The organism is Bartonella sp. AP72JLCBS (assembly GCF_042195705.1).
In the GTDB taxonomy this organism is placed as follows: domain Bacteria; phylum Pseudomonadota; class Alphaproteobacteria; order Rhizobiales; family Rhizobiaceae; genus Bartonella.
On the sequence record NZ_JBHIOU010000077.1, the window covers coordinates 1 to 1,034 of the forward strand.

Here is a 1,034-nt window from a genome sequence, read left to right on the forward strand (position 1 = left end):
GATACAGGGAGTATTCACACCATTCCGTGTGGAGGTCAGAGCTCGATTTGATCAGATCGAGCAGTTAATTCTTGGAGCTCTGACCTCCCCCTTCATTGTGCGACCCCGGTCTCCATCACCACCACCACCACCAGAGGCAGAGCCAGCAGATGCACCAGTCACTGCTGAGCACGACACTGACACCGATGCTTCTTAGATTTTTACTTTTCATACTTTTGTATTTTCTATATTTATTTTTGACTTGTACATGACTCAGAAAGGACATATTCCTTCTGAGATCATTCATAGCTTGTATATCGTTCAGTTATTAGTTATTTTCGTTACTGACCTATACTAAACTGTCTTGTGTGCGTGTGTGCAGAGATCCAACTTGAGAGAAATTGAGGAACTAACAAATACAACCCTAACAACATAACTCCTCACATACACAGGGCTTTATCAAACGCACAACTTGGAAGAGGGGAGTATTGTTTTAAATTACTTTTTCCCACACATTACACTTTCACTTATTATCTATTTTATTGTGCTTGCATGCATACATTGGGGACAATGTATATCTTAAGTGTGGGGGGGAGTTCACATGCTTATGCTCTTACTATACTCATGCTCACATGACACATGCTTTACTTGTGCACTCAATTGTCATGCTCATAGCTCAATATGGTTTACCCTAGTGCACAACGGTTGTATTCTTATGGTTTAGGAGGACTTTTAATCATTGCATCAACCTTGCTCGAAATTTTGGCTTGAATATTAGGGAATTTATGCTTTTTTTTTTAAATTCACATATAATTGTTCATTAGATCTTTTGGAAACTCGACCTAAAAGTTGTATGGACTAAGTTTATTTTCAGGGTGAATTGTGGCCTTTACTTGGCATAAAAGAAAAGAGAAAAAATAGAGAGTTGAAAAGAATTGAGAGAAAGAAAATATGAAAAAAAGATGAAAAAGAAAATAGTGAAAAAGAAAAGAAAAGAGCTATGAAAAGAAAGGAAAGAGGAAAATGAAAAGAAAGAAATAGATTGAGGAAAGAAA

At 36.9% G+C, this 1,034-nt stretch carries 1 protein-coding gene; it reads right to left on the minus strand.

Annotation, left to right across the window (positions count from 1 at the left end):
* Positions 1 to 51 precede the first annotated feature (51 nt).
* Positions 52 to 183 carry a hypothetical protein gene (locus tag ACFILO_RS09470; protein WP_375678212.1) on the minus strand — a complete coding sequence of 44 codons (132 nt, stop codon included), beginning with the start codon at positions 181 to 183 and terminating at the stop codon, positions 52 to 54.
* Between the last annotated feature and the right edge of the window lie 851 nt (positions 184 to 1,034).